The following is a 23364-nucleotide window of genomic DNA, read 5'->3' on the forward strand; positions in this document are numbered from 1 at the left end:
CGCGACGGCGAACCGCGTGCCGCGCGTCAGGCGCCCGACGCGGGTTCGGGCGATCGCGCGGTCGACGCACGCCAGCCGAGCGGCGACAGCAGCACCGAGGCGGCGACCAGCACCATGACGACGAGCGCGAGGCCGCCGTAGCCGATCCAGCCGAGCAGCGCGCCGGCGGTGATCGCGCCGACGCCGCCGACGATGCTCATCGTGAAGTCGCTGATGCCCTGTCGCCGCGTGCGCAGCTCCTCCGACGACGACTCGGTGAGGAGTGTGGAGCCGGCGACCGTCGACGCGCTCCATCCCAGCCCCAGGAGCACGAGCGCGACGGTCACGGCTGTCGTCGACTCCTGCCCGAACGAGGCGGTGAGGAGGGCCGCGGCGAGCAGTGCCTGACCGATCAGGATCGTCGGCACGCGCCCCACCTTGTCGGCGAGGATGCCGAACACCGGAGAGAGAACGTACATGCCGGCGATGTGCAGGCTGATCGTGAGGCCGATGATCGACAGCGTCGCCGCTTCGGACGACTCGTGTGTCAGGTGCGCGAGGTGCACGGGCGTCATCGCCATGATCGAGACCATCGTGCCGTGCGCCGCGGCCACCGCGAAGATCGCGTACCGCGCGGCCACGGGACGATCAGCCTTGGCGATCGCGCGGCTGCCCGCCTTGGCGGAGGCCACCACGCGCTGCGCGAGCAGCAGCGGGTCGGGCCGCATCGCGACGAGGTACAGCAGGATCGCGAGGCCCTGTGCGACGAGGGTGAACAGGTACGCCCCGGTCAGCGGCGGCATCCGGATCGCACCGCCGAGCATCTCGCCGGGACCGGTGAGGTTCGGGCCGAGCACGGCGCCGATGGTGGTCGCCCACACGACGATCGACAGGTCGCGTCCGCGCGAGGCATCCGTCGCGAGATCGGCTGCGGCGAAACGGGACTGCAGGTTCGCGGCCTGCCCCGAGCCGATGACGAGGAACCCGGCGAGCAGCACGGGGAACGAGCGCAGCGCGACGGCGAGGATCACGAGGCCGACGCCGATGAGGGCGACGGCCATGCCCGTGGTCAGCGACAGGCGCCGGCCCCGGCGGCGGGCGATCGCCGCCAGCGGCACCGCCGTCAGCGCCGTGCCGAACGTGACAGCGGCCGCCGCGAGCCCCGAGAACGCATCCTCGCCCGACAGGTCGGCCGCGAGCACCGCGCCCAGCGACAGCGTCGCACCGAACGCGAGCCCGCCGAGCACCTGCCCGCCCGAGAGCACCCACACGGTGCGTCGCTGGACGCGAGCGACCTCGTGCGCGGTCGGCGCCAGGTCGACCTCCGGATCGGATCCGGTCTCAGGCATCGCGGGCGGGATTGCGGAGCGTCCCGAGCCCGGTGATCTCGACCTCGACGGTGTCACCGGCGCTGATCTGACCGACGCCGGCGGGGGTGCCGGTGAGGATCACATCGCCGGGGAGCAGCGTGAAGGCGGCGGAGGCGAACGCGATGACGTCGGCCAGCGAGAAGATCATGTCGCTGATCGGACCCTGCTGCCGGACCTCGCCGTTGAGCCGCGTCGTGATGACGGCGGGGCCGTTCACGTCGAAGTCGGTCTCGATGGCAGGGCCCAGCGGGCACGACGTGTCGAACCCCTTGGCGCGCGCCCACTGGCCGTCGGATTTCTGCCAGTCGCGCGCCGTGAGGTCGTTGGCGATCGTGTAGCCGAAGACGTAGTCGAGGGCGTTCTCGACCGGGACGTTCTTCGCGATGCGCCCGATGACGGCGGCGAGCTCGCCCTCGAAGCTGACGAAGTCCGAGCCGCGCGGCAGCACGACGGCGTCGCCCGGCCCGATCACCGAGGTGTTCGGCTTGAAGAACAGCATCGGCGACGTGGGCACGTCGTTGCCGAGCTCCGCCGCGTGGTCGCGGTAATTGCGGCCGACCGCCACGATCTTCGAGCGCGGGATCACCGGCGCGAGCAGCGCCACGTCGGCGAGCGGCACGCGCTCCCCCGTGGTCTCGTACCCCGCGAACATCGGGTCGCCCGCGAGGACGACCAGCTCGCCCTCGTCGACGATCCCGAATCTGATGGCGTCGTTGTGGCTGAAGCGCGCGATCCTCACCCGCTCACCCTATCCGTCGAGGCGCACGAGCCAGCCGTGCTTGTCCTCCCGGCGGCCGTACTGGATGTCGGTGAGCTCTTCGCGCAGCGACAGCGCGAGCTCGCCGGTGGGCTGCGCGTCGAAGAAGTCCTTGCCCTTGAGCGCGCCGATCGGGGTGACCACGGCTGCCGTGCCGCACGCGAAGACCTCGACGATGTCGCCGGACGCGACGCCCTGGCGCCACTCGTCGAACGACACCGCACGGCCCTCGACCTTGTGACCGCGGTCGGCGGCGAGCTGCAGGATCGAGTCGCGGGTGATGCCCTCGAGGATCGAGTCGGACTGCGGGGTCACGATCGTGCCGTCCTTGTAGACGAAGACGACGTTCATGCCGCCGAGCTCTTCGACGTTGCGGTCCTGGTCGAGGAAGACGACCTGGTCGCACTCGTTCTCGTAGGCCTCGGACTGCGGCAGCAGGCTCGCGGCGTAGTTGCCGCCGGTCTTGGCCGCACCCGTGCCGCCCTTGCCGGCGCGGGCGTAGTCCTCGCTGAGCCAGATCGACACCGGCTGCACGCCGCCCTTGAAGTACGCGCCCGCGGGCGAGGCGATCACGTAGTAGCCGACCTTGTGCGCCGGGCGCACACCGAGGAACGCCTCTTTGGCGAACATGAACGGCCGCAGGTACAGGCTCTGGTCGTCCCCCGACGGCACCCACGCGCCGTCGATGGCGACGAGTTCGCGCAGCGACTGGATGAAGTACGACACCGGCAGTTCGGGCAGCGCCAGGCGGCGCGCGGAGCGCTGCATGCGCCGGCCGTTCTGGTCGGGGCGGAAGGTGTGGATCGAGCCGTCGGCGTGCCGGTAGGCCTTGATGCCCTCGAACACCTCCTGGCCGTAGTGCAGCACCGCCGCGGCGGGGTCGAGCGACAGCGGGCCGTACGGCTGCACGCGCGGGCGGTGCCATCCGCCCCCGGTCGACCAGCAGATGTCGACCATGTGGTCGGTGAAGCTGGTGCCGAAGCCGGGGTTCGCGAGGATCGCTTCGCGCTCGACGGCGGTCTTCGCCTGCAGGTTGCGGTTGACGGTGAACTCGAGCGGGGCGAGTCCGGTGTCGGGGTCGGAATCGATGAGGGTCATGACGGCCTGTGCTTTCGTGCGGATCTCTCCGCGAGGGTGGAGGCGCTTGCGGGTTCCAGGTTACGCCTGGAGCCGGGCGGCGATGTCGTCGCCGATCTGCGCCGTGGTGCGCGACGCCGAGCCGCGTGCGGCGAGATCCTCCTCGACGGCGGTCGTGACGCGCTGGGCCTCGCCAGGGAGCCCGAGGTGATCGAGCAGCAGCGAGACGGAGAGGATCGCGGCCGTGGGATCGGCCTTCTGCTGTCCTGCGATGTCGGGCGCCGAACCGTGCACGGGCTCGAACATCGAGGGGAACGCGCCGTCGGGGTTGATGTTGCCCGAGGCTGCGAGGCCGATGCCACCGGTGACGGCGCCGGCCAGGTCTGTGAGGATGTCGCCGAAGAGGTTGTCGGTGACGATCACATCGAAACGACCCGGGTTCGTGACCAGATAGATGGTGGCCGCGTCGACGTGCACATAGTCTACGGTCACGTCCGGGTGCTCGAGCGCCACCTCGTCCACGAGGCGCTTCCAGATGCCGCCGGCGTGCACGAGCACGTTCGTCTTGTGCACGAGGGTGAGCTTCTTGCGGCGGCGCTCGGCCAGCTCGAACGCGTAACGCACGACGCGCTCCACACCGAAGGCAGTGTTGACCGACGTTTCGTTGGCGACCTCGTGCGGCGTGCCGGTGCGGATCGATCCGCCGTTGCCGACGTACGGGCCCTCGGTGCCCTCGCGCACCACGACGAAGTCGACGTCACCCGGTGCAGCCAGCGGCCCGGGAACGCCCGGGTACAGCTTCGAGGGGCGCAGGTTCACGTAGTGGTCGAGCTCGAAGCGCAGCTTCAGCAGCAGCCCGCGCTCGATGTTCGCGTCCTTCAGGCGCGGGTCGCCCGGGACTCCCCCGACGGCTCCGAGCAGGATCGCGTCCTGCGCTTTGATCGCCTCGAGATCCTCGGGCGTGAGCGTGTCGCCGGTCTCGAGGAAGCGCGCGGCACCCAGCGAGAACCGCGTCTTCTCGAAGTGGATGCCGCTGCCCGCGGTCGCGGCGTCGAGCACCTTCTCCGCTTCGGCGATGACCTCCGGACCGATGCCGTCACCCGGGATGACGGCCAGCTTCACGACACGCGACATGGTGCTCCTACGACTTCTTGCGGGACCCTCCCAGGGTAGTGGCCGCGATGACCCCCGCGATGACCACGAGGCCCGCGCCGATGAGCGCCGTGACGGTCACACCCGCATCGAACGCCGTCGCCGCCGCTTCGAACAGCGCCGCGCCGGTCACCCCGCCGATCTGGTCGGCCGCGTGCACGGCACCCGCCAGCGTCTCGGACGCGGCCGAGGCCGCAGCATCCGTCACTCCGTCCGGCATGACGAGATTCGAGCGGTACAGGGCCGTCAGGATGCCGCCGAGCACCGTCGTGCCGAGCACGGCACCCAGCTCGTACGCCGTCTCGGACACGGCGCTCGCCGCCCCCGCCTTCGCCGGCGGCGCGCTCGAGAGGACGAGCTCGTTCGACACGGTCTCGGCCGCGCCGATGCCGATGCCGAGCGCGATGAACGCGGCGACGAGGGTGCCGACGCTGTCGGGGCCCGTCGCGAAGGCGACGGCGATGTAACCGCCCACTGAGAAGACCAGCGCCGCCGGAACGACGATGCGCGCAGGCCACTTCTTCGAGATCGGCACGACAGCGAGCCCCGCCAGGATCATCATCGCGAGTCCCGGCACGAGCGCGAGCCCGGCCTGCATCGGCGACAGCCCGACGATGAGCTGCAGGTGCTGTGCGACGAAGAACAGGAAGCCGACGAGGGCGATCACGCTCAAGAGGTTCACCAGCAGCGCACCGCTGAACGTGCCGAGCCCGAACAGCCGCATGTCGAGCATGGGGGTCTTGGCGTGCAGCTGCCGGCGCACGAAGAGCACGCCGAAGCCGAGGCCCAGAAGCACCGGCAGCCATGCCGCGACCGTGAACCCGTGCACCGCGAGCTCCTTGATGCCGTAGACGATCGGGATCATCGTGGCCATCGACAGGGCGATGCTGATCGGGTCGATACGGCCCGGCTTCGGGTCTCGGCTCTCGGGCACGAGGAGCGGCGCGAGCACCAGCAGCGGGATGAGCACCGGCACCGACATGAGGAAGACCGAGCCCCACTCGAAGTGCTCGAGCAGGAGGCCCCCGACGATCGGGCCGAGCGCGGCGCCGGCGGAGAACATCGACGCCCACACGGCGATCGCGAGACGCCGCTGGTCGCGGTCGGTGAAGATGCTGCGCAGCAGCGACAGCGTCGACGGCATCAGCATCGCACCGAACACGCCCATCGCCGCGCGGGCGGCGATGAGCCATGCGGCGCTCGGCGCGAAGGCCGCGAGCACCGAGACAGCGGCGAATCCGGTGGCGCCGATGAGCAGCATCCGTCGCCGTCCGAATCGGTCGCCGAGCGTGCCCATCGTGACGAGCAGGCCCGCGAGGACGAGCGGATACGCGTCGATGATCCACAGCTGCTGGGCGCTCGACGGGCCGAGCTCCAGGGCGATCGACGGCAGCGCGAAGCTCAGCACCGTGTTGTCGACCGAGACGAGCAGCACCGGCAGCATGAGCACGACCAGCGCCGCCCAGCCGCGCCAGCCGACCTTCCGGCCCTGGGCGTCGGCGAGCGAGAGTTCTTGAGTGAGAGTCATCATTTCTATACCGTCCAGCCGGTATAGTAACAGGATGCCCGGACATCCGTCGATACCATCGAGGCCATGAGTCGTCCTCCCCTGGCCCGTGAGAAGGTGCTCGACGCCTTCGAGCAGATCCTCATCGACGAGGGCGAGCGCGCGGCCACGATGGACGCCACAGCGAAGGTCGCCGGCGTTTCCAAAGGCGGCCTGCTGTACCACTTCGGTACGAAGGAGGTGCTCGAGTCCGCGCTGATCGAACGGCTGCGCGCGCTCGTGCAGGCCGACGTCGATCTCATGGCGGCCGCCCCGGAGGGGCCGATCGCCTACTTCCTGCACACGTCGGTCATGGCGAACGACCCGATCGACCGAGCGATCCTGGCGACGTCGCGCCTCGCGCAGGGCGGCAACGCGGTCGCGAGCGACGCGCTGCGGCACATCCGCGACGACTGGGCCGCCGTGCTCGAGCCCCACACGAAGGACGCGACGGCGCTCGACCTCGTGATGCTCGTGAGCGACGGCCTCTACTTCAACAACGCCCTGTCAGGCGGTTCGATCCCGGGCCCCGTCCCGCAGGGCGAGGCCCTCGACGCCCTGGTCGCGCTCGTCGAGCGCGCCGCGCGTCCGTGACGTCAGCTTCACGAAGACGACGGATGCCGCGTCCCCTGCCCGCTGCGGGGGCTCAGGAACGCGGCATCCACCGTGGAATCAGGACTCGGTGATCTCGATCTGGCGGAACAGGTCGGCCTGGATCGCCGTGCTCACCTCGTCGAGCAGGGCGTCGGGAACCGGCGAGTCGACCGTGAGCACCGACAGCGCCTGGCCACCGGCGGTCTGACGGGCGATCTGCATGCCGGCGATGTTGATGCCCGCCTCGCCGAACTTCTGGCCGTAGATCGCGACGATGCCGGGACGGTCGGTGTAGAGCATGACGACGTGGTTGGTCTCGATCGGCAGCTCGATCGCGTGCTCGTTGATGCCGACGAGCTTCTCGACCTGCTTCGGGCCGGTGAGCGTGCCCGAGATCGCGAGCTGCGATCCGTCCGACAGGGCGCCGCGCAGCGTGATGACGTTGCGGTACTCGGGGCTGTCGTCGTCGACGAGCAGGCGCACCTCGACGCCGCGCTGCTCGGCGAGCAGCGGTGCGTTCACGTACGACACGGTCTCGCTGACGATGTTCGTGAAGACGCCCTTGAGGGCGGCGAGCTTGAGCACGCTGACGTCGTAGCCCTGCAGCTCGCCGTGCACCTCGACGTCGAGGCTCGTGAGGGGCGAGCGCGCGAGCGCCGAGAAGATCTGGCCGAGCTTCTCGACCAGCGGGATGCCGGGGCGCACGTACGGGTCGATGACGCCGCCGGCGACGTTGACCGCGTCGGGGACGAGGTCGCCGCCGAGCGCGAGGCGCACCGAGTTCGCGACCGACACGCCGGCCTTCTCCTGCGCCTCCTCGGTCGACGCGCCCAGGTGGGGCGTGACGATGACGTTCGGCAGGTCGAGCAGCATGCGCGCCGAGCCGCCTTCGACCGGGGGCTCGGTCGTGAAGACGTCGAGTCCGGCGCCGGCGATCTCGCCGGTCGTGAGCGCCTTGAACAGGGCCTCCTCGTCGATGAGGCCGCCGCGGGCGACGTTCACCACGTAGGCGGAGCGCTTCATGCGCCGGAACTGCTCGGTGCTGATCATGCCCGTGGTCTCGGGCGTCTTCGGCATGTGGATCGTGACGAAGTCGCTCTGCTCGAGCAGCTCGTCGAGCGTCACCAGCTGCACGCCGAGCTGCTGCGCGCGGGCGCTCGTGACGTAGGGGTCGTACGCGATGACGCGCACGTCGAAGGCCTGCAGACGTGCCGTGATGAGCGCGCCGATGCGGCCGAGGCCGATGATGCCGACGGTCTTCTCGAAGAGCTCGGTGCCGGTGTACGAGCTGCGCTTCCATGCGCCGCCCGCGAGCGACGCGTGCGCGGCGGGGATGCGGCGCGCGAGGCTCAGGATGTGGCCGACCGTGAGCTCGGCCGCCGAGATGATGTTGGAGGTCGGCGCGTTCACGACCATGACGCCCGCGGTGGTGGCGGTCTTGATGTCGACGTTGTCGAGGCCGACGCCGGCGCGCGCCACGACCTTGAGGACGGGCGCCGCGGCGATCGCCTCGGCGTCGATCTTGGTCGCCGAGCGGATCAGCACCGCGTTGGCGTCGGCGAGGGCCGAAAGCAGCGCGGGGCGGTCGGTGCCGTCGACGTTGCGCACGTCGAAGTCGGGACCCAGGGCATCGATCGTGGCGGGAGAGAGCTCTTCGGCGATCAGGACGACAGGCTTCGGCACGGGTGTTCCTTCATGGGGCGGTGCGCGAACGCGCGGAGCAGAACCGGATGCCGCGCCGCACGCCGTCGGGGGGGCGAGGCCTGTGCCAGCCTACCGCCCGCACGACGACGCCCCCGACCGTGTGACGGCCGGAGGCGGCCTCAGCCCAGGAACGACGCGGAGTTGAGCGTCGTGTACGCGACGACGTTCAGCCAGAACACCGCCACGAGCGCGAGGCCCGTGAGCATCACGAGGAGCATCTCGTGCGGCGCGCGGCGGTAACCGATCGCGAACGCGGCGCCCCACACCAGCAGCGGGAACACCGCGGCGAAGATCCAGATGAACCACCCGAGGGCGTTGAGCGTGACCCCCGCGCCCGCGAACGTCTGGAGCGTGATCACGAGGTTGCCGATCGCGTTCCACACCGCGTAGGCGTAGAACAGGCCGGCCGCACCCGAGATCACGGCCACGAGCCAGGTGGGCGTCTTGCCGCGCTTCGCGGCCGGGGTCGCAGCATCCATCGTCTCGTTGCTCATTGTCCGATCGCCCCGATCATCACGAAGGGCCAGGGCAGGAGCAGCACGACTCCCGCCGCGAGCCACACGAACCGCAGCCACGCGCGCGAGGCGCGGGTCAGCAGGAGCGTCGTGGCGAACCAGAGCAGCGGGGCCAGCACGGCGAGCCAGAGGCTCCCCTGGTACATCACGTCCGTCACGAGGTACTGCGCCCGGCCCTGCAGGCGCAGCCCGCCGATCAGCCAGCCGATCGCGTACAGCGCGTAGACGCCGCCGAGCACGCCGAATGCGATCAGCGCGCCGTTGCCCATCGGCTGGCGGTCTGCCGTTGCGGAGGACGTGTCGGACGTGGATGCTGCGGCCGGCGCGCGCGCGGAATCCAGCGTCTCGCTGCCCTTGCCGACGGCCCGATAGCCCTTCGGGAGCTCGCCCGGCGCTGACTGCGCCGGGGCGTCGGCCTCGTCGCCCGGCGTGTCATCGGGCTCGCCGGCGGCGCCGTGGTCGAGCGTGGGATCGTCGTCGCCGTCCCAGGTGAGGGCGTCGTCGTCGCGTCCGGTCGTCACGTTCTCAGCGTAGTCCCGCTGCCCGGCGAGCCCGGGCGCCACCCTCGGTGGGCGCGGCGCCCGAGCTGCGGTCGCTCATTCGAAGAGGCGCAGCATCAGCGTGTGCCACGTGACCGGACCCACGATCCCGTCGACCGGCGGCGCGAACAGCTGCTGGAACTCGCGTACCGCGGCGTTCGTGGCCGGGCCGAAGTCACCGTCGACGGAGAGCCCGGCGAGGAGCGTCTGCACGGCGCGCACCGCCTCGCCCTTCGGCCCCGCGGGGCCGTCGCCCTGCTTCACCGTCAGGATGAGGCTCGGCCAGTCCAGCTGCCCGAGGGTCGTCGAGATCTCGACGGCGCGCAGCGTCTGCTGGAAGGTCCGCACGGCCTCGCCGCTCAGCGGGCCGAAGGCGCCGTCGGCCGCGATCGTCGCACCGCGGGCGCGCAGCAGGTGCTGCGCGGCCAGGACCCGCCAGTTCGTGGCCTGCGACGAGCCCTGCTTCACGAGCGCCCACGGCCGCTCGCCCGGCATGAACGTGCTGAAGAACGACCAGGTCTCCCGTCCCGCGACGCCGTCGAGGGTGAGCCCCCACGATTCCTGGAAGAACTCGACCCGCTCCTTCGTGATCGGGCCGAAGCTCCCGTCCACGACGAGCGGCGGCTCCCCCGGAGACCGCGCGAGCCCGAACTGCTGCACGGCCCGCACCGCGTCGCCGGTCGAACCCTGCTGCACCGCGACGACGAGGTGCAGCCAGGTCACGGGCCCGACGATGCCGTCGGCCGGCACGCCCTGTGCGGTCTGGAGCGCGGTGACCGCTGCCGTCGTGGCCGGGTCGTACGTGCCGCTCACCGGCACGGCATGGCCGTGCGCTCGCAGCAGGTACTGGATGCCGGGGACGATCGCCGCCGACGATCCCGGTCCGACGGTGCTCCACGGTTCGACGTTCATGACAGCTCCTCTGGTCTGGTCGTGTGCGGGGCGCGCGGCCCCTCACGCGTGCGAGGCCCGCTCGCCTCGCCCTGATACCTCAGCCGCGCACGAGGGCCACGGAATCCGTCTCGATCGCCTTCGCGTACTGCAGTGCGAGCGGCACGGCGAAGGCGTCGTCCTCCTCGGTGTAGCGGTGCTGCAGGCCCTGCGCAAGGATGCGCCACGGACGTTCGTTCGACGGGGTTGCCGCGTCGCCGTCGTCGGGAAGGAACTGCGTGTAGTCGTACGGGTGGCTGGCGGTCGCGTTCAGCGGCACCGAGAAGGTGTCGACGGCCAGCACGCCCGCGGCGAGATCGACCTGGAGGAGCCGCTGGAATCCGGTCGCGCGCTCGCCCGTGGGCGTACGGAACTCCTGGTAGTCCGCGAGCGCCTCGAGCACGGTGTGTCCGGGGATGCCGCCGGCGTTCTCGGTGACGATCGCGCCCAGCCCGTGGAAGTGCCCCGACAGCACGAGCACGACGTTGCGGTGCGGCGCGACGACGCGTTCCCACAGCAGGTCGCCGCGCGAGAGCCACCGCGACGTGGTCGAGCGCTCCGCATCGTCGGTGGCGGTCGCGGGAGTGACGTGCTCGTGCGTCGAGATGACGACGTTCGCGTCACGGTGGGAGCGGACCACATTCTCCGCCCACGCGATCTCACGCTCGCCGTACGCGTAGGGCAGCGAGATCATCACGAACCGCGCGCCGCCGGCCTCGAACGACGACCAGTTCGCGCTGTTGTCGTCGGGGCTGAGCGATCCGCCGAACCACGGCCGGTCGCGATACCGCTCGGGGCCGAAGTACTCGTTGAACAGGTCGTTGCTCACGCCGCGCTTGTTGTCGTGGTTGCCCGGGAGCACGCTGTTGGCGACGCCGCTCGCGTCGAGCACGCCCTGCAGCCGCGACGCCACCTCGTACTCGCGCCGCGCGCGCTCCTCGGTCTGGCCGGGATCGACCCAGTTCTGGATGAGGTCGCCGGTATGGGTGACGAACGCGAGCTTGCGGGCGTCGGCGTTCTCGGCGAGCCAGGCGACCTCGCCGGCGTAGACCTCCGGGTACGCCTCGGAGTAGTACTGCGTGTCGGTGAGGTGCCCGACCGCGATGTCGTAGTCCGCGGGATCGGCGATCCCGTCCGCGTCCGCGGCCGCCGATGCCGCCCGTGGCACGACCTGCACCAGCAGGTCGGCGGTGCCGCCGGCGACCTCCTCGCCGCGCACGACGCCCTCGAGCCTCACCTGTGCGGTGGCCGCAGCATCCGGAGCCGTCATGGCGCCTGCCGCGTCATCGAGCGTGCGCCACCCCGCCTGGCCGGCGGGCCCCGCCGCCGGAGCCGACACCGACAGACGCACTTCGGCGCGCCCGACGGTGCGGCCGGTCCAGGCGACGGTGCCGCCGCCATCGGGAAGACGCACCCGCATCCGCACGTACGGCAGGTCGTACGCGTCGTCGCGTGCGGTCAGCGCCGCGGTCGAGACCTGCCGCTCGCCGCGCGCGGTGCGGCTCGTGAGCGGTGAGACCGACGACCCGGCGAACGCCGAGATCACCTCGAGAGGCGCCTCGTCCGCGCTTCGGAGAACGGCTCCGGATGCTGCGGCCCGGCCGGGCGCGGCATCGGCGGCGTCCATGCGGGCGCGGTCGAGCGCGCGCTCGATGACGTCGCCGGTCGAGCGCGAGCGAGGTGCGGCGGCACCGCCAGGGGTCGCGGGAGCGGGTGCGAAGTCGCTCGCGTCGTCGCCGGTGAACGCGATGCGCTGCAGCGTCTCGCCGCGGAGCCTGTCGACCGCGAACGTCGACAGGGCGAGACCCTTCGTGCAGGCGCTCTCGCGGTCGACGCTGCTGTCCATCTCGTTGCGGTGATAGATCCCGACGCTGTCGATGCGGCGCCCGTCGGCGTCCTGCACCCACACGCCCGCGCCCTCGAGCTCGAGCGCCTCGTCGTACGCGGCGTCGGCGCCGCCGGCGGCAGGCGTGCCGGCGAGGGCGGCCGTCCACGTGTCGTCGGGGCCGAGCACCGTGCCCTCGGCCACGACGGCGAGGTCGTCGAACCGGCGGAAGCCGTCTGCGCCGCACGCGATGAGCATCCACCCCGAGATGTCGACCGCGCGCGAGCCGAAGTTCGCGAGCTCGACGAAGTTGCGGCGGGGCGTCCCGTCGATCTCGGGATCCGTCGCGATCTCGCTCACGGCGACTCCGGGCCGGTCGCCGTACACGAACGCGGCGGCGACGGCGGGCTCGGCGTCGGCGGGTGTCGCCGCGTTCGGCTCGCCGGGCGTGCGGGGTGCGATCGCGAAGCCCCCGTCTGCCTGACGCTGCCAGCTCTGGCCGGTGCGGTAGTCGAGCGTCGAGGGGAGTTTGTCGCGCCCGCTCTGGCAGGCGGTGTCCTCCCGCGACGACACGCCCACGCCGTCGACCCGGCGCCCGTCGGCGTCGACGAGGAGGGCGCCGTACGCGGTGTCGGCGAGCGAGGTGCCGACGCGCACGTCGGGCTCGCCGGCGAACGCCGGTCCGCCGATGACGAGCCGCTCGCCCGGCGCCAGCGTGGAGCCCGCGGCGAACACGTGCTGCAGCGCCTCGGTCGGCGCGGCGCCGCTCGCGGTGCAGCGATACAGCCGCCACCCCGCGAGGTCGACACCTGCCGTGCCGTCGTTGACGAGCTCGACCAGGCCGTCGCCGCGGCCGGCCGGGCCCGCCGCGGCGATCTCCGAGACGCGCACCAGCTCAGCGGAGCCCTCGGGGAGGCGGTTCGCCTCGCCGGGGGTCGCGACCGCCCGCACCCACCGGGCGTCGGAGGAGCCGACGCGCTGCCAGCTCTCCCCGAGCGCGGCGGCCGTCGTCACCGGAAGCTCCACCCCGCCGCCGCACTCCGACGTCGTCGGCGCCGGGTCGTCGGAGTAGACCGCCAGCGCATCGACCGTCTGGCCGGAGGGCGCGACGACGATGAGACCGTACCCGCGCTCCGCGAGGCGGGCAGTGGGGAACGCGCGCCGCTCCCCCGCGGCGAGGATGACGCCGGCGAGATCGGCCTCGGCATCCGTCGACCGGGCGCGCAGCCCCTCGTCGTCGCAGCGGAACACCCCGTACCCGGTGAGGTCGACCGGCCGATCGCCCGGGTTCGCGAGCTCGAAGAAGCCGGCGTCCCGCCCGCGCACACCGGCCGGCGACACCTCGACGAGCGACACCGTGCCCGACGCCGTCGCCGCAGGTGACACCCGCGTCGTCGCCGCCGCGGGTGCGGCCGGCGCCGCCGCGGCTGACGCCGCCGCTCCGGCGGGGCCACCCAGGGAGACCGCGACCCCGACGAGGACGACGGATGCCGCAAGGAATGTGGTCACACGGTTCGTGGCGCGCACGAGGCGACCGTGACCCGGCGAGGTGAACCGGCACGGGCGCGGCGGCGATCATCCGGTGTACAGCTGCAGGACGGTTGCCTCAGCCGGCGGCGGCGACGGCCTCCGCCACGAGCGCAGGGTCGGTGACGTCGTGCCCCGCAGAGCCGCCGCCCGGGCCTGACGGCGCGTCGTGACCGGCGCGCGAGCGCGCCGACAGGTGCACCGCATCGACACCGGCCGCGAACAGCGCCGGGATGTCGGCCGCCCGCACGCCGCCGCCCGCCATGACCTCGACGTCGCCCGCACGCTCGGCGAACGCCGTCAGCATCGGGAGGCCGTCGATGGAGCGCGGCGCTCCGCCCGAGGTGAGGACGCGGTCGACGCCCTCGGCCACCAGCGCGTCGAAGACCGCCGACGGATCGGCGGCGGCGTCGACGGCGCGGTGGAACACGAGCGTCGCCGGGCCCGCAGCATCCCGCCATCTGCGCAGGGAATCGACATCGAGACCGCCCGCGGACGTGAGGGCGCCGACGACCACGCCGCCCGCGCCACGATCCACGCACGCCCGGATGTCGGCCGATACGACAGCGACCTCGTCGGGCGCGTAGACGAAGCCGCCGCCACGGGGACGCACGAGCACGTTCACGTTCGAGGGATCGACCGCCGCCAGCACGGCCTCGAGCGTCGCGAGCGACGGGGTCAGTCCGCCGACGTCCAGGGCCTGGCACAGCTCGAGACGAGCCGCTCCCGCGGCGAGCGCGGTGCGCGCTCCGGCAGGGTCTTGGACGGCGATCTCGACAGGGCGTGATGCGGGCATGTCGTGAGCCTAGCCCTGGCGATCACCCGCCCGCAGACATGGCGAGACCCGCCGCGCTCCCGGGCGGCGGGTCTCGGAGGATTCACGAGAATCGCACCTGCCGCGGCCTCGTGAAGAGGTGGCGGAACCACACGCCGAGGCCGGCGATGACATGAGACGCCGGGCTCTCGGGCGTGACCGTCGCACCGCGGTCCGCGATGCTGCGGAGAATCTCATTCTCGCGATCCAGGGCGGCCGCCCGCTCGCGATCGAGCCGGTCGGCCGTGAAGGTCAGGGTGCTCCCGTCCATGGCCGTTCCTTTCCTGATGCTCGCCCGGGTTGGCGAGGGTTGTGTGATGTGAGTCGCGGTCGCGGTGCGGTGATACGCCGGGCCGGTGAACCCAGAATCGCGGCATCCGGTATCGGAATCGGGTGCGCCCGGTACTGGTCCGGTACTGGTCGGGGACGGATGCCGTTGACGCGTGTTTGCGCGGAGATCACACTGCATCCATGGCCATCAGGGTTCTGGGGCCGCTCGACACGGGGACCGAGCAGACCCTGAGCCCGCGGGAGCGGGTGGTGCTCGCCGCACTCATCGTGCGAGCGGGACGCACCGTCGCGCCTGGCGATCTCGCAGAGGCGTGCTGGGGCGAGGATCCGCCGCGGACATGGCCGCAGCAGGTGAAGACATGCGTCGCCCGCATCCGGGCGGGGCTGGGGAGCGCCGCCGTCGTGACCCGGGGTTCGGAGTACACGCTGGGGATCGACCCCGCGACGATCGACGCGTTCGAGTTCGAGCGCCTGGTCTCGAGCGCGCGACAGCACGCCCTGCACGACGAGCACGACCGGGCCGTCGACGCCTACCGGCGAGCGCTCGACCTCTGGCGCGGCGAGCCCTACGTGGACCTGGTCGACTGGGCCCCCGCGGCGGTCGAGGCCGAGCGTCTGATCGAGATCCGCGACAGCGCCCAGGAGGAGCTGCTCGAAGCGCGCCTCGCCGAGGGCGAGCACCGCGCGGTCATCGCCGACGCCGAGCGCCTCGTGCGCGCGGCACCCCTCCGCGAGGACCGCTGGGCGATCCTCGCGATCGCCAACTACCGCGCCGGGCGTCAGGCGGAAGCCCTCGCGACCGTGCGCGCCGCGCGCACGCGGCTCGCGGACGAGCTGGGGATCGACGTCGGGCAGCGCTTGCGCGAGCTCGAGGCGTCGATGCTGCAGCAGGATCCGACGCTCACCCTCGTCAAGACGCTGCACCGCGTGAGCGACGCGTGCCCGTACCGCGGCCTCGCCGCCTTCTCGGTCGCGGACGTCGACGAGTACTTCGGGCGCGAGGGCGACGTCGAGGCGCTGCTGCAGCGGGTGCGGCCGGGAACGCTCACCGCGGTGGTGGGGGCGTCCGGTTCGGGGAAGTCGTCGCTGGTCTTCGCGGGCCTGCTCCCGCACGCCTCGGAGGGCCGTCGCGTCGCCGTCGTCACCGCCGGGCGCGAGGCCGCGACGCGGCTGCGGGCGCGGCTCGAGCAGCGGGGCGCCGTCGACCTCGTCGTCGTCGACCAGTCGGAGGCGGTGTTCCAACTCACGGAAGGCGAGCAGGAGGAGCTGTGCGCGCTCGTGGCGAGCGTCCTCGAGCGCGGGTCGGCGGTGGTCTTCACCCTCCGCAGCGACTTCCTCGATCACGCCACAGGGTTGCCGCACATCGGAACACGGATCGGCCGCGGCGTCTACGCCATCGGTCCGCTCACCCTCGAGGGGCTGCGCGAGGCGATCGAGTGCCCGGCCACCCGCGCGGGCCTGCGACTCGAACCCGGACTCGTGGAAGTGATCGTGAGGGACGCCGACGACCGCCGCGGCACCCTGCCGCACGTCTCGCACGCGCTGGTGGAGACCTGGATCCGCCGGGAGGGCGCGACCCTGACGGTCGCCGGATATGAGGCATCCGGTGGCATCGTCGGCGCCATCGCGCAGTCGGCGGAGAGCCTCTACCGCTCGCTCGAGCCCGAGGCCGCCGAGGCGTGCCGCTCCCTCATGCTGCGCCTCGTGCACCGCGGTGCGGACGGCACCTCGGTGCGGCGCACCGCTCAGCTGGCTCCGCTCATCGCCGATCCGGCACGCCGCAGAGTGCTCGACCGCCTCGTCGGCGCGCGGCTGCTCGCCACCGACGGCGACGAGGTGACGGTGGCGCATGAAGCGGTCGCGACGGCGTGGCCACGACTGGACGGCTGGCTCGAGGAGGACGCCGAGGGCGCGCGGCTCGTGTCGGCCGTCGCGACCGCGGCGGAGCTGTGGAACGGCTCCGGCCGGCGCGAGGAGGACCTGCTGCGGGGCGCTCGACTGCAGGCCGCCCTGGACTGGAGGGACGAGACACGGCCCGATCTCACTGCTGTCGAGCGCGAGCTGCTCGACGCGTCGGCGGAGCGCGAGCAGGACGAGGTGCGCGAGCTCGGCGAGCGCGCCGCCCGCGAGAAGCGCAACAACCGGCGGCTGCGATGGGCGGTCGGAGGGGCAGGAGTGCTGCTCGTCGCGGCGGTCGTCGGCGGAAGCCTCGCGGTCGTGCGGGGTGGGGAGGCACAGGTCGCCGCCGAGAACGCGAGCGTCGAGGCGCTCGTGGCGACCTCCCTCTCGCTGATCGACAACGATCGCGAGGTCGCCGCGCTGCTCGCGGCCGAGGCGTACCGCCGCTGGCCGGACGACCCGAGGACGCGGTCCGCGCTCTGGGGGGTCGTGACGAACTCGGGGGGAGTCGTCGCCGTGCATCACGGAGAGAGCGCCTCCGTGCCGTGGCTGGACGTCATCCCGGGCACCGGCACGGCGGTTCGGGCGTCGGTGGCTCCCACCGATCCCACCGCGTCCGTGATCGACATCGTCGATCTCGCGACCGGCGATTCGCTGCGCGCGCTGGATACCCGGTTGCCGCTTGCCGAGGGCGCATCCGAGCGCAGCGTCGCCGTCAGCCCCGACGGCACCATGGCGGCGATCAGCGTGTTCGTCCCACCCGATCCGCAGACCGGGGCCGGATGCTGCGGGACCCAGCTCTCCGTCATCGACCTCGCGACAGGGCGATCCGGACCGCCCATCGACATCGTTCCCACGGTGCTGACCACCCCGGCCACCTGGGATGCGCAAGGCCGCACCCTCTTCGTGGCCGACACGAACTCGGCTGAGCTCCTGGCGATCGACGTCACGTCGGGGACCATTCGCGCATCGAGCGGGTGGGCGCCGTCCAGCGAGTCCCCCATGGACGACGTGCAGTTCTACGCCCCGCCGGCCGTGATCGACGACCAGCTCGTCGCCGTGGGCGCCGGCCGCGAGATCCGGCTCTACGACACGACGACGCTCGCGCTGGTGCGGAGGATCGCGCTCGAAGACGACAGATCGACCGAGGGGCTCATCACCGACGGTCGAGGCGGGCTGGTGGCGGCGGGGTGGGACGGCAGCGCGCGCATCGCCCCCGATGGGACCATCGTGTGGCGTCAGCACGTGAACGGGACGGTGAGCTGTGTGTCCGTGTACCTCGCGAGCCCCGACACGATCGCCTGCGGATCATACGGAGGGGTGTCAATCCTCGATCTCGACACCGGCGAGCCCGTCGGCCCGGCCGCGCCGCTGCAGTACAACCGGAAGGCGTTCTTCGACAGCATCGACGATCAATCGCTGATCGCCTTCCCCACCGTCCCGGCGGTGTGGCTGCGCTGGCGGATCGACGGCGGCGGTGCCGGTGCGGACGTCGTCGCGAAAGGACGTGAACTTCTCGAGGGCCCCGAGGCCGGAAGCCCCCTCGTCGTGACGCAGCCGTCGGGCGGCGGGCCGATGCAACTGTGGGACATCGACCGCGACGTCCCCGTCGGCGAGGAGTCGGCGCGGATCGTGCCGCTCGGCAGCGGGGTGGTCGCCCGCTTCACCGAGCGCGAGCCGGGTCCGCTCTTCGCGCGGTACGAGCGTCAATGGGGTCGGCCGACGCTCGAGCGCGTCGCGACGGGCGAGGAGATCCCGCTGCGCATCCGCGATCTGCCGGACTCGGTGAACGTCTACCCGGGCGGCTGGGCGATGCCGGCCTTCGCCGCATGGCCGGGCGGCGTGGTGGCCTTCGATCCGTCGACGGGCGAGGCACTCGGACCCATCATGACGATCCCCGAAGGCTTCACCGACGTGAAGTCGGTCAGTGAGACCCCCGACGGCACTCGCGTCGTGCTCAACTGGTGGAGTACGAAGCGCGCCGTCTACGAGACGGGGGTCTTCGAGATCGCCACGGGAGCGCTCATCGCCCGCGGCCTCTTCGGCCTCGAAGGCAGCCTCGCCCTCGACGACGACCGCGTGATCGGCGTCGCGGAGGACTATGCACGCGCGTACGACATCCGCACCCTCGAGCCCATCGCGGCTCTCGCCCGGGCGGCGGGCGGCGGCAACCGGATCGGGGTCAGCGGCGACGGGCGCACGCTCCTGAACGTCGGGTACAACAACACCCTCACGCTGTACGACGTGGCGGGCAACATCGCGCTCGCCAGCCCGGTCGACGGAACCGCCGACGCGACGCGCATCGCCGGCGGATTCCTCACCTCAGACGGGGAACGGCTCATCGAAGCGCTGCCGAACGGCATCCGTGTCTGGGACCTGCGCACACGACAGCAGTCGGGCTCCGCCTGCGCGCTCGCCGGTCGAGAACTCACCCCCGACGAGTGGTCGACCTATTTCCCCGGCGAGGCGCAGGTGGCCACCTGTGCGGCGCTCGGGTCGGCCGCCGGCGACTGAGCCGGTATCCGCGGGGCACGGCTGCCGGTATCCAGCCGGTATCCGTCGGAGGCGCGAACCGTTGACGCCCGATATCCCGGCCATCACACTGCATCCATGGCCATCAGGGTCCTGGGGCCGCTCGACACGGGGACCGAGCGCAGGCTGAGTCCGCGGGAGCGGGTGATGCTGGCTGCACTCATCGTGCGGACGGGGCGCGCCGTCGCGCCGGGGGAACTGGCGGAGGCCTGCTGGGGCACGGATGCACCGCGCACCTGGCCCCAGCAGGTCAAGACGTCGGTCGCGCGCATCCGAGCCGGGCTCGGCAGCTCCGCGGTGGTGACGCGGGGCTCCAGCTACACCCTGGGCCTCGATCCGGCGACGATCGACGCGTTCGAGTTCGAGCGTCTGGTCTCGGCGGCGAGAGAGCACGCCCTGCACGACGAGCACGACCGCGCGGTCGACGCCTACCGCCGTGCCCTCGGGCTGTGGCGCGGCGAGCCATATGCCGAGCTCGACGAATGGGAGCCGGCCGCGGCCGAGGCCGAACGGCTGGCGGCGATCCGCGACAGCGCGCAGGAGGAGCTGCTCGAGTCGTGCCTCGCGGAGGGCGAGCACCGCGCGGTCATCGCCGACGCCGAGCGCCTCGTGCGCGCGGCACCCCTCCGCGAGGACCGCGCGGCGATCCTCGCGATCGCCAACTACCGCGCCGGGCGTCAGGCGGAAGCCCTCGCGACCGTGCGCGCCGCGCGCGAACGCCTCGCCGACGAACTGGGCATCGACGTCGGGCAGCGCCTCCGGGCGCTGGAGTCGTCGATCCTCCGCCAGGATCCCTCCCTCGCCGCGGTCAGAGCGCTCCATCGCGTCAGCGACACCTGCCCGTATCGCGGGCTCACCGCCTTCTCCCCCGCCGACGCCGAGGACTTCTTCGGCCGCGAGCGCGAGATCGAGGCGATCCGCGATCGCATCCGCCCCGGCGAGATGCTCGTGGTGGTCGGGGCGTCCGGGTCGGGCAAGTCCTCTCTGGTGCTGGCCGGGGTGCTCCCGCGCACCGCGGAAGGCCGGCGCGTCGCCGTCGTGACTGCGGGGCGGGACGCCGCCGTCGACCTCCGGGCGCGGATCGCCGAGCACGACATCGCCGACCTCGTGATCGTCGACCAGGCCGAGGCGGTGTTTCAGCTCGCCGAGCCCGAGCAGGCGCAGCTGTGCCTGCTCGTCGCGGAAATGCTGGCCGCCGGGGCAGCGGTGATCATCACGCTGCGCAGCGACTTCCTCGACCGCGCGACCGGGCTGCCGCACGTCGGCGCGCTGGTGGGCGGAGCGGTGTACGCCATCGGTCCGCTGTCCGCCGACGGACTGCGCGAGGCGATCGAGCGCCCCGCCGCACGCGCGGGGCTCCGCCTCGAAGCAGGACTCGTGGAACTGATCGTGAGGGATGCCGGGGACCGCCGCGCGACCTTGCCCCACGTCTCGCATGCCCTGGTCGAGACGTGGGTGCGGCGCGAGGGCTCGACGATGACGGTCGCCGGGTACGAGGCATCCGGCGGAATCGCGGGAGGGATCGCGCAGTCCGCCGAGACCCTCTACCGCTCGCTCGACGACCGGGAGGCGACCGCGTGCCGGGCGCTGCTGCTCCGGCTCGTCCAGCGTCCGCCCGACGGCGCGTCAGTACGCCGTGTCGCCCACCTCGAGCCGCTCGTCACCGACGACGCACGACGCCATGTGCTCGACCGCCTGGTCGCTGCGCGCCTGCTCACGATCGACGGCGAGACGGTCGTCGTGGCTCATGAGGCGGTCGCCGAGGCGTGGCCGCGCCTCGACGGCTGGCTCGAGGACGACGTCGAGGGAGCCCGTGTCATGGCGTCGGTCGCCACGGCGGCGGAGCTGTGGGATGCCGATGGCCGCCGCGACGAGGACCTGCTGCGCGGTGCGCGGCTCCAGGCGGCGGCCGAATGGCTCGAGGCCTCCGCCGGGGATCTGACCGATGTGGAGCGCGAGTACGTGGCGGCCTCGACCGCCTACGAGCAGGACGAGATGCGCGCGCTCGCCGACCACGCGGCGCGGGAGTCGCGCAGCAACACCCGGCTGCGGTGGGCGTTGTCGGGCGCGGGCGCACTGCTCGTCGTCGCCCTCATCTCCGGCGGCATCGCGGTCGTCCGGGGGCAGGACGCGGCAGCCGCGGGACAGGAACAGCTGGTCGAGGCGATCACGAGCCGCGCGAAGAGCCTGGTCGGCACAGACCGCGATGTCGCCGCGCTGATGGCGGTCGAGGCCTACCACCGCTGGCCCGACGACGCCCGCACCCGCGATGCGCTGATGGCATCGGTGACCACTGCCGGCGGCTTCGAGGGCAGCGTGTTCGTCGCGGGCACCGACGAGCGCATCGGCGCATGGCCGATCCCCGGCACCGAAGAGGTGGCCGTCGTGCGCGACAAGTCCGTGCTCGAGATCCGCAGCCTGACCAGCGGAGCGGTGATGCGCCCCATCGCGGACGACTTCCCGGCCATGAAGCAGCTCGTCCGCCCATGGGTCAGGGTGAGCGCCGACAGGAGCACGATCGTCGTCATGCAGCACGCCGATGAGATCCCGGCGGAGGACGTGATCGACGATATGGAGCGCGACGAGCTGCTGCACGTCTTCGACGTGGAGTCGGGTCGGCGCATCGGCCGGCCGATCGCCGTGCCCGAATGGGGCGAGAGCGTGGAGATCTCCCCGGACGGGCGTCTGGTGACCTGGGCATCGAACGGCACCGTGGTCGTCGTGCGCACCGGCGACGGCGTCGTCACCCGCGTGCCGTTCGCGGCGGACCGGCCGCTCGAGAGCCTTCCCTCGCTGGCGACCTCGTCGTTCACCCCGGACGGCAGGATCGTGGTGACCGATGTCGACGGGCACGGCGCGCTCCTGGATCCGGCCACCCTCGCGACGACCATGTCCTTCACGGTGCCCGCGGAGGCGGGCGGCTGGAGCGTGGTCGCGACGCCGGACGTGATCGTTACGGACGGCATCCGCATGGTCGCCGCCGTGGACGCCGCGACCGGCACGGAACTGTGGCGACGAGACCACATCGGTGCCGACGACTGCCGCAGCATGGCGGCTTCCCCGGTGCAGCAGCTGCTCTTCTGCTTGAGCCCTGACGGCAGGCTGCTGCGCCGCGATCTCGAGTCGGGTGCCTTCGTCGGCGGCGTCGTGCAACACCAGCAGGGCGGCGGCGACATCGCGCTCACCGCCGCGCAGGACGAGGTCATCGTCATGGCCTCGGTCACCCCGATGATCTCGCGCTTCGATGCGGCGGACGGCGGGCCGGTCAGCCGATCGATCGGGCCGCCGCGCATGGTCGCCGCCACGGGGCCCGACCCCGGTGGGCGCTATATCGTCCTCAACAGCCAGGCCGCTGCCGACGTGTTCGAGCGCGACCTGCTGCTCTGGGACATGCGGAACGAGGCACCGGTCGGCCGACTCGACGAGATCGTCCGTCTCCCCGGCGTCGACGACGGCACAGCCGTCGACACGAGCTGGATCCGCCCCGGCGTCCTCTCGGTGATCGTCTACGACCCCGCCGCCGACGCCGAGCACCGGGTGGTCTTCGACGTGGCCGGTCGGCGGATCCTCGATGCTCCCCAGGTCGACGACATCGTCGCGTACTGGCCGGCGCCCGGCGGCGACAGCTTGTACGGGCTCGTCCTCTCCGTCGACGGGGATCCCAACGGCCCCCAGCACGTCGTCCGCATCGATGCCCGCACGCTGGCGAGACTCGACGGCGAGATCGCCCTCGACGGCGGGCTGCAGACGCTCACTCCGCTGCCGGACGGCTCCGGTATCGTCGCGACGATGTGGATCGGCGACGGGTGGCTCACCGCCGTCTACGACAACGACGGCACGCAGCGCGCCGCCGGCCTGCCGACCTCGTCGCGGTCGACCGTCACCGACGCCGGCGAGATCGTCGCGAACACGATGACCGAACTGCGCCGCTACACTCTGGACCTCGAGCCGCTCGGCCCCCTTCCCGCGGGCGTCAACCAGGGCATGGACCTGAGCACCGCCGGGTCCACCCTCCTCGCGTGGTCGCGCGATCCGGGGATCGCCGTGATCGATCTGGAGTCCCGCCGCCAGCTCGGCGGCTGGATCCCCTCCAATGCGAGCGCCACGATCGTCTGGCCCGACGCGGACGGCACCGGCTTCCTCGCCTCGGGGGCGCGCCACGTCGCGCACTGGACGCTCGACCCCGACGCCCACGCCGCGGCCGCGTGCCGGATCGCGGGCCGCGAGCTCACCGCCGAAGAATGGTCGACGTATCTCGGCGACCTCGGGGCGCAGCATCCGATCTGCGCAGACATCCTCCTGGGGTGAGCCCG

Annotated in this window: 15 protein-coding genes; 3 read left to right on the top strand and 12 right to left on the bottom strand. The window is 72.1% G+C overall.

What is annotated here, in order from left to right; translation table 11 throughout:
• Positions 1–26: 26 nt before the first annotated feature.
• From ACFC1I_RS04255 to ACFC1I_RS04275, 5 genes are read right to left on the bottom strand one after another with little or no spacing between them, the layout of a single operon-like run.
• Positions 27–1328: an MFS transporter gene (locus tag ACFC1I_RS04255; protein ID WP_376006597.1), complete on the bottom strand. Its 1302-nt coding sequence runs from the start codon at positions 1326–1328 to the stop codon at positions 27–29.
• Positions 1321–2088, bottom strand: a complete 768-nt coding sequence (locus ACFC1I_RS04260; RefSeq protein WP_376006598.1) for a fumarylacetoacetate hydrolase family protein — start codon at positions 2086–2088, stop codon at positions 1321–1323. The genes ACFC1I_RS04255 and ACFC1I_RS04260 overlap by 8 nt, the downstream gene beginning before the upstream one ends.
• A 9-nt stretch (positions 2089–2097) precedes the next feature.
• The gene (locus ACFC1I_RS04265) at positions 2098–3204 is read right to left on the bottom strand and encodes a branched-chain amino acid aminotransferase (RefSeq protein WP_376006599.1); all 1107 of its coding nucleotides are present in this window, start codon (positions 3202–3204) and stop codon (positions 2098–2100) included.
• A 60-nt stretch (positions 3205–3264) separates the two neighbouring features.
• The gene (locus ACFC1I_RS04270) at positions 3265–4317 is read right to left on the bottom strand and encodes a 3-isopropylmalate dehydrogenase (protein WP_376006600.1); all 1053 of its coding nucleotides are present in this window, start codon (positions 4315–4317) and stop codon (positions 3265–3267) included.
• 7 nt (positions 4318–4324) lie between these two features.
• Complete coding sequence (locus ACFC1I_RS04275; protein WP_376006601.1) at positions 4325–5866, bottom strand: MFS transporter; 1542 nt, start codon at positions 5864–5866, stop codon at positions 4325–4327.
• Between the two features lie 63 nt (positions 5867–5929).
• Between ACFC1I_RS04275 and ACFC1I_RS04280 the strand changes: the two genes are divergently transcribed.
• Entirely contained in the window at positions 5930–6475 is a 546-nt protein-coding gene (locus tag ACFC1I_RS04280) for a TetR/AcrR family transcriptional regulator (protein ID WP_376006602.1), read from the top strand.
• A gap of 78 nt (positions 6476–6553) precedes the next feature.
• On the opposite strand, the gene serA is transcribed toward ACFC1I_RS04280, so the two are convergent.
• From serA to ACFC1I_RS04315, 7 genes are all read right to left on the bottom strand, one after another.
• The gene (gene serA / locus ACFC1I_RS04285; protein WP_376006603.1) at positions 6554–8158 is read right to left on the bottom strand and encodes a phosphoglycerate dehydrogenase; all 1605 of its coding nucleotides are present in this window, start codon (positions 8156–8158) and stop codon (positions 6554–6556) included.
• 140 nt (positions 8159–8298) lie between these two features.
• Positions 8299–8673 (bottom strand): bacitracin resistance protein, encoded by a 375-nt coding sequence (locus ACFC1I_RS04290; RefSeq protein WP_376006604.1) that lies wholly within the window; start codon positions 8671–8673, stop codon positions 8299–8301.
• A complete protein-coding gene (locus ACFC1I_RS04295; protein WP_376006605.1) occupies positions 8670–9215 on the bottom strand; it encodes a DNA polymerase III subunit gamma/tau in 546 nt (181 codons plus the stop codon). The genes ACFC1I_RS04290 and ACFC1I_RS04295 overlap by 4 nt, the downstream gene beginning before the upstream one ends.
• Positions 9216–9290: 75 nt before the next feature.
• On the bottom strand, positions 9291–10145 hold the full coding sequence (locus ACFC1I_RS04300) for a peptidoglycan-binding protein (protein ID WP_376006606.1): 855 nt from the start codon (positions 10143–10145) through the stop codon (positions 9291–9293).
• Positions 10146–10224: 79 nt separating this feature from the next.
• Positions 10225–13497 carry a lamin tail domain-containing protein gene (locus tag ACFC1I_RS04305; RefSeq protein ID WP_376006607.1) on the bottom strand — a complete coding sequence of 1091 codons (3273 nt, stop codon included), beginning with the start codon at positions 13495–13497 and terminating at the stop codon, positions 10225–10227.
• A 97-nt stretch (positions 13498–13594) separates the two neighbouring features.
• Positions 13595–14311, bottom strand: coding sequence for a copper homeostasis protein CutC (locus ACFC1I_RS04310; RefSeq protein WP_376006608.1), 717 nt, complete (start codon positions 14309–14311; stop codon positions 13595–13597).
• Positions 14312–14393: 82 nt separating this feature from the next.
• Positions 14394–14600 carry a hypothetical protein gene (locus tag ACFC1I_RS04315; protein WP_376006609.1) on the bottom strand — a complete coding sequence of 69 codons (207 nt, stop codon included), beginning with the start codon at positions 14598–14600 and terminating at the stop codon, positions 14394–14396.
• A gap of 200 nt (positions 14601–14800) precedes the next feature.
• Here ACFC1I_RS04315 and ACFC1I_RS04320 point away from each other — a divergent pair, with 200 nt between their 5' ends.
• Positions 14801–19033 carry a BTAD domain-containing putative transcriptional regulator gene (locus ACFC1I_RS04320; protein ID WP_376006610.1) on the top strand — a complete coding sequence of 1411 codons (4233 nt, stop codon included), beginning with the start codon at positions 14801–14803 and terminating at the stop codon, positions 19031–19033.
• Positions 19034–19129: 96 nt separating this feature from the next.
• Positions 19130–23359 carry a BTAD domain-containing putative transcriptional regulator gene (locus ACFC1I_RS04325; RefSeq protein WP_376006611.1) on the top strand — a complete coding sequence of 1410 codons (4230 nt, stop codon included), beginning with the start codon at positions 19130–19132 and terminating at the stop codon, positions 23357–23359.
• Positions 23360–23364: the final 5 nt, after the last annotated feature.

This window comes from Microbacterium sp. NPDC056044, from assembly GCF_042267145.1.
In the GTDB taxonomy this organism is placed as follows: domain Bacteria; phylum Actinomycetota; class Actinomycetes; order Actinomycetales; family Microbacteriaceae; genus Microbacterium.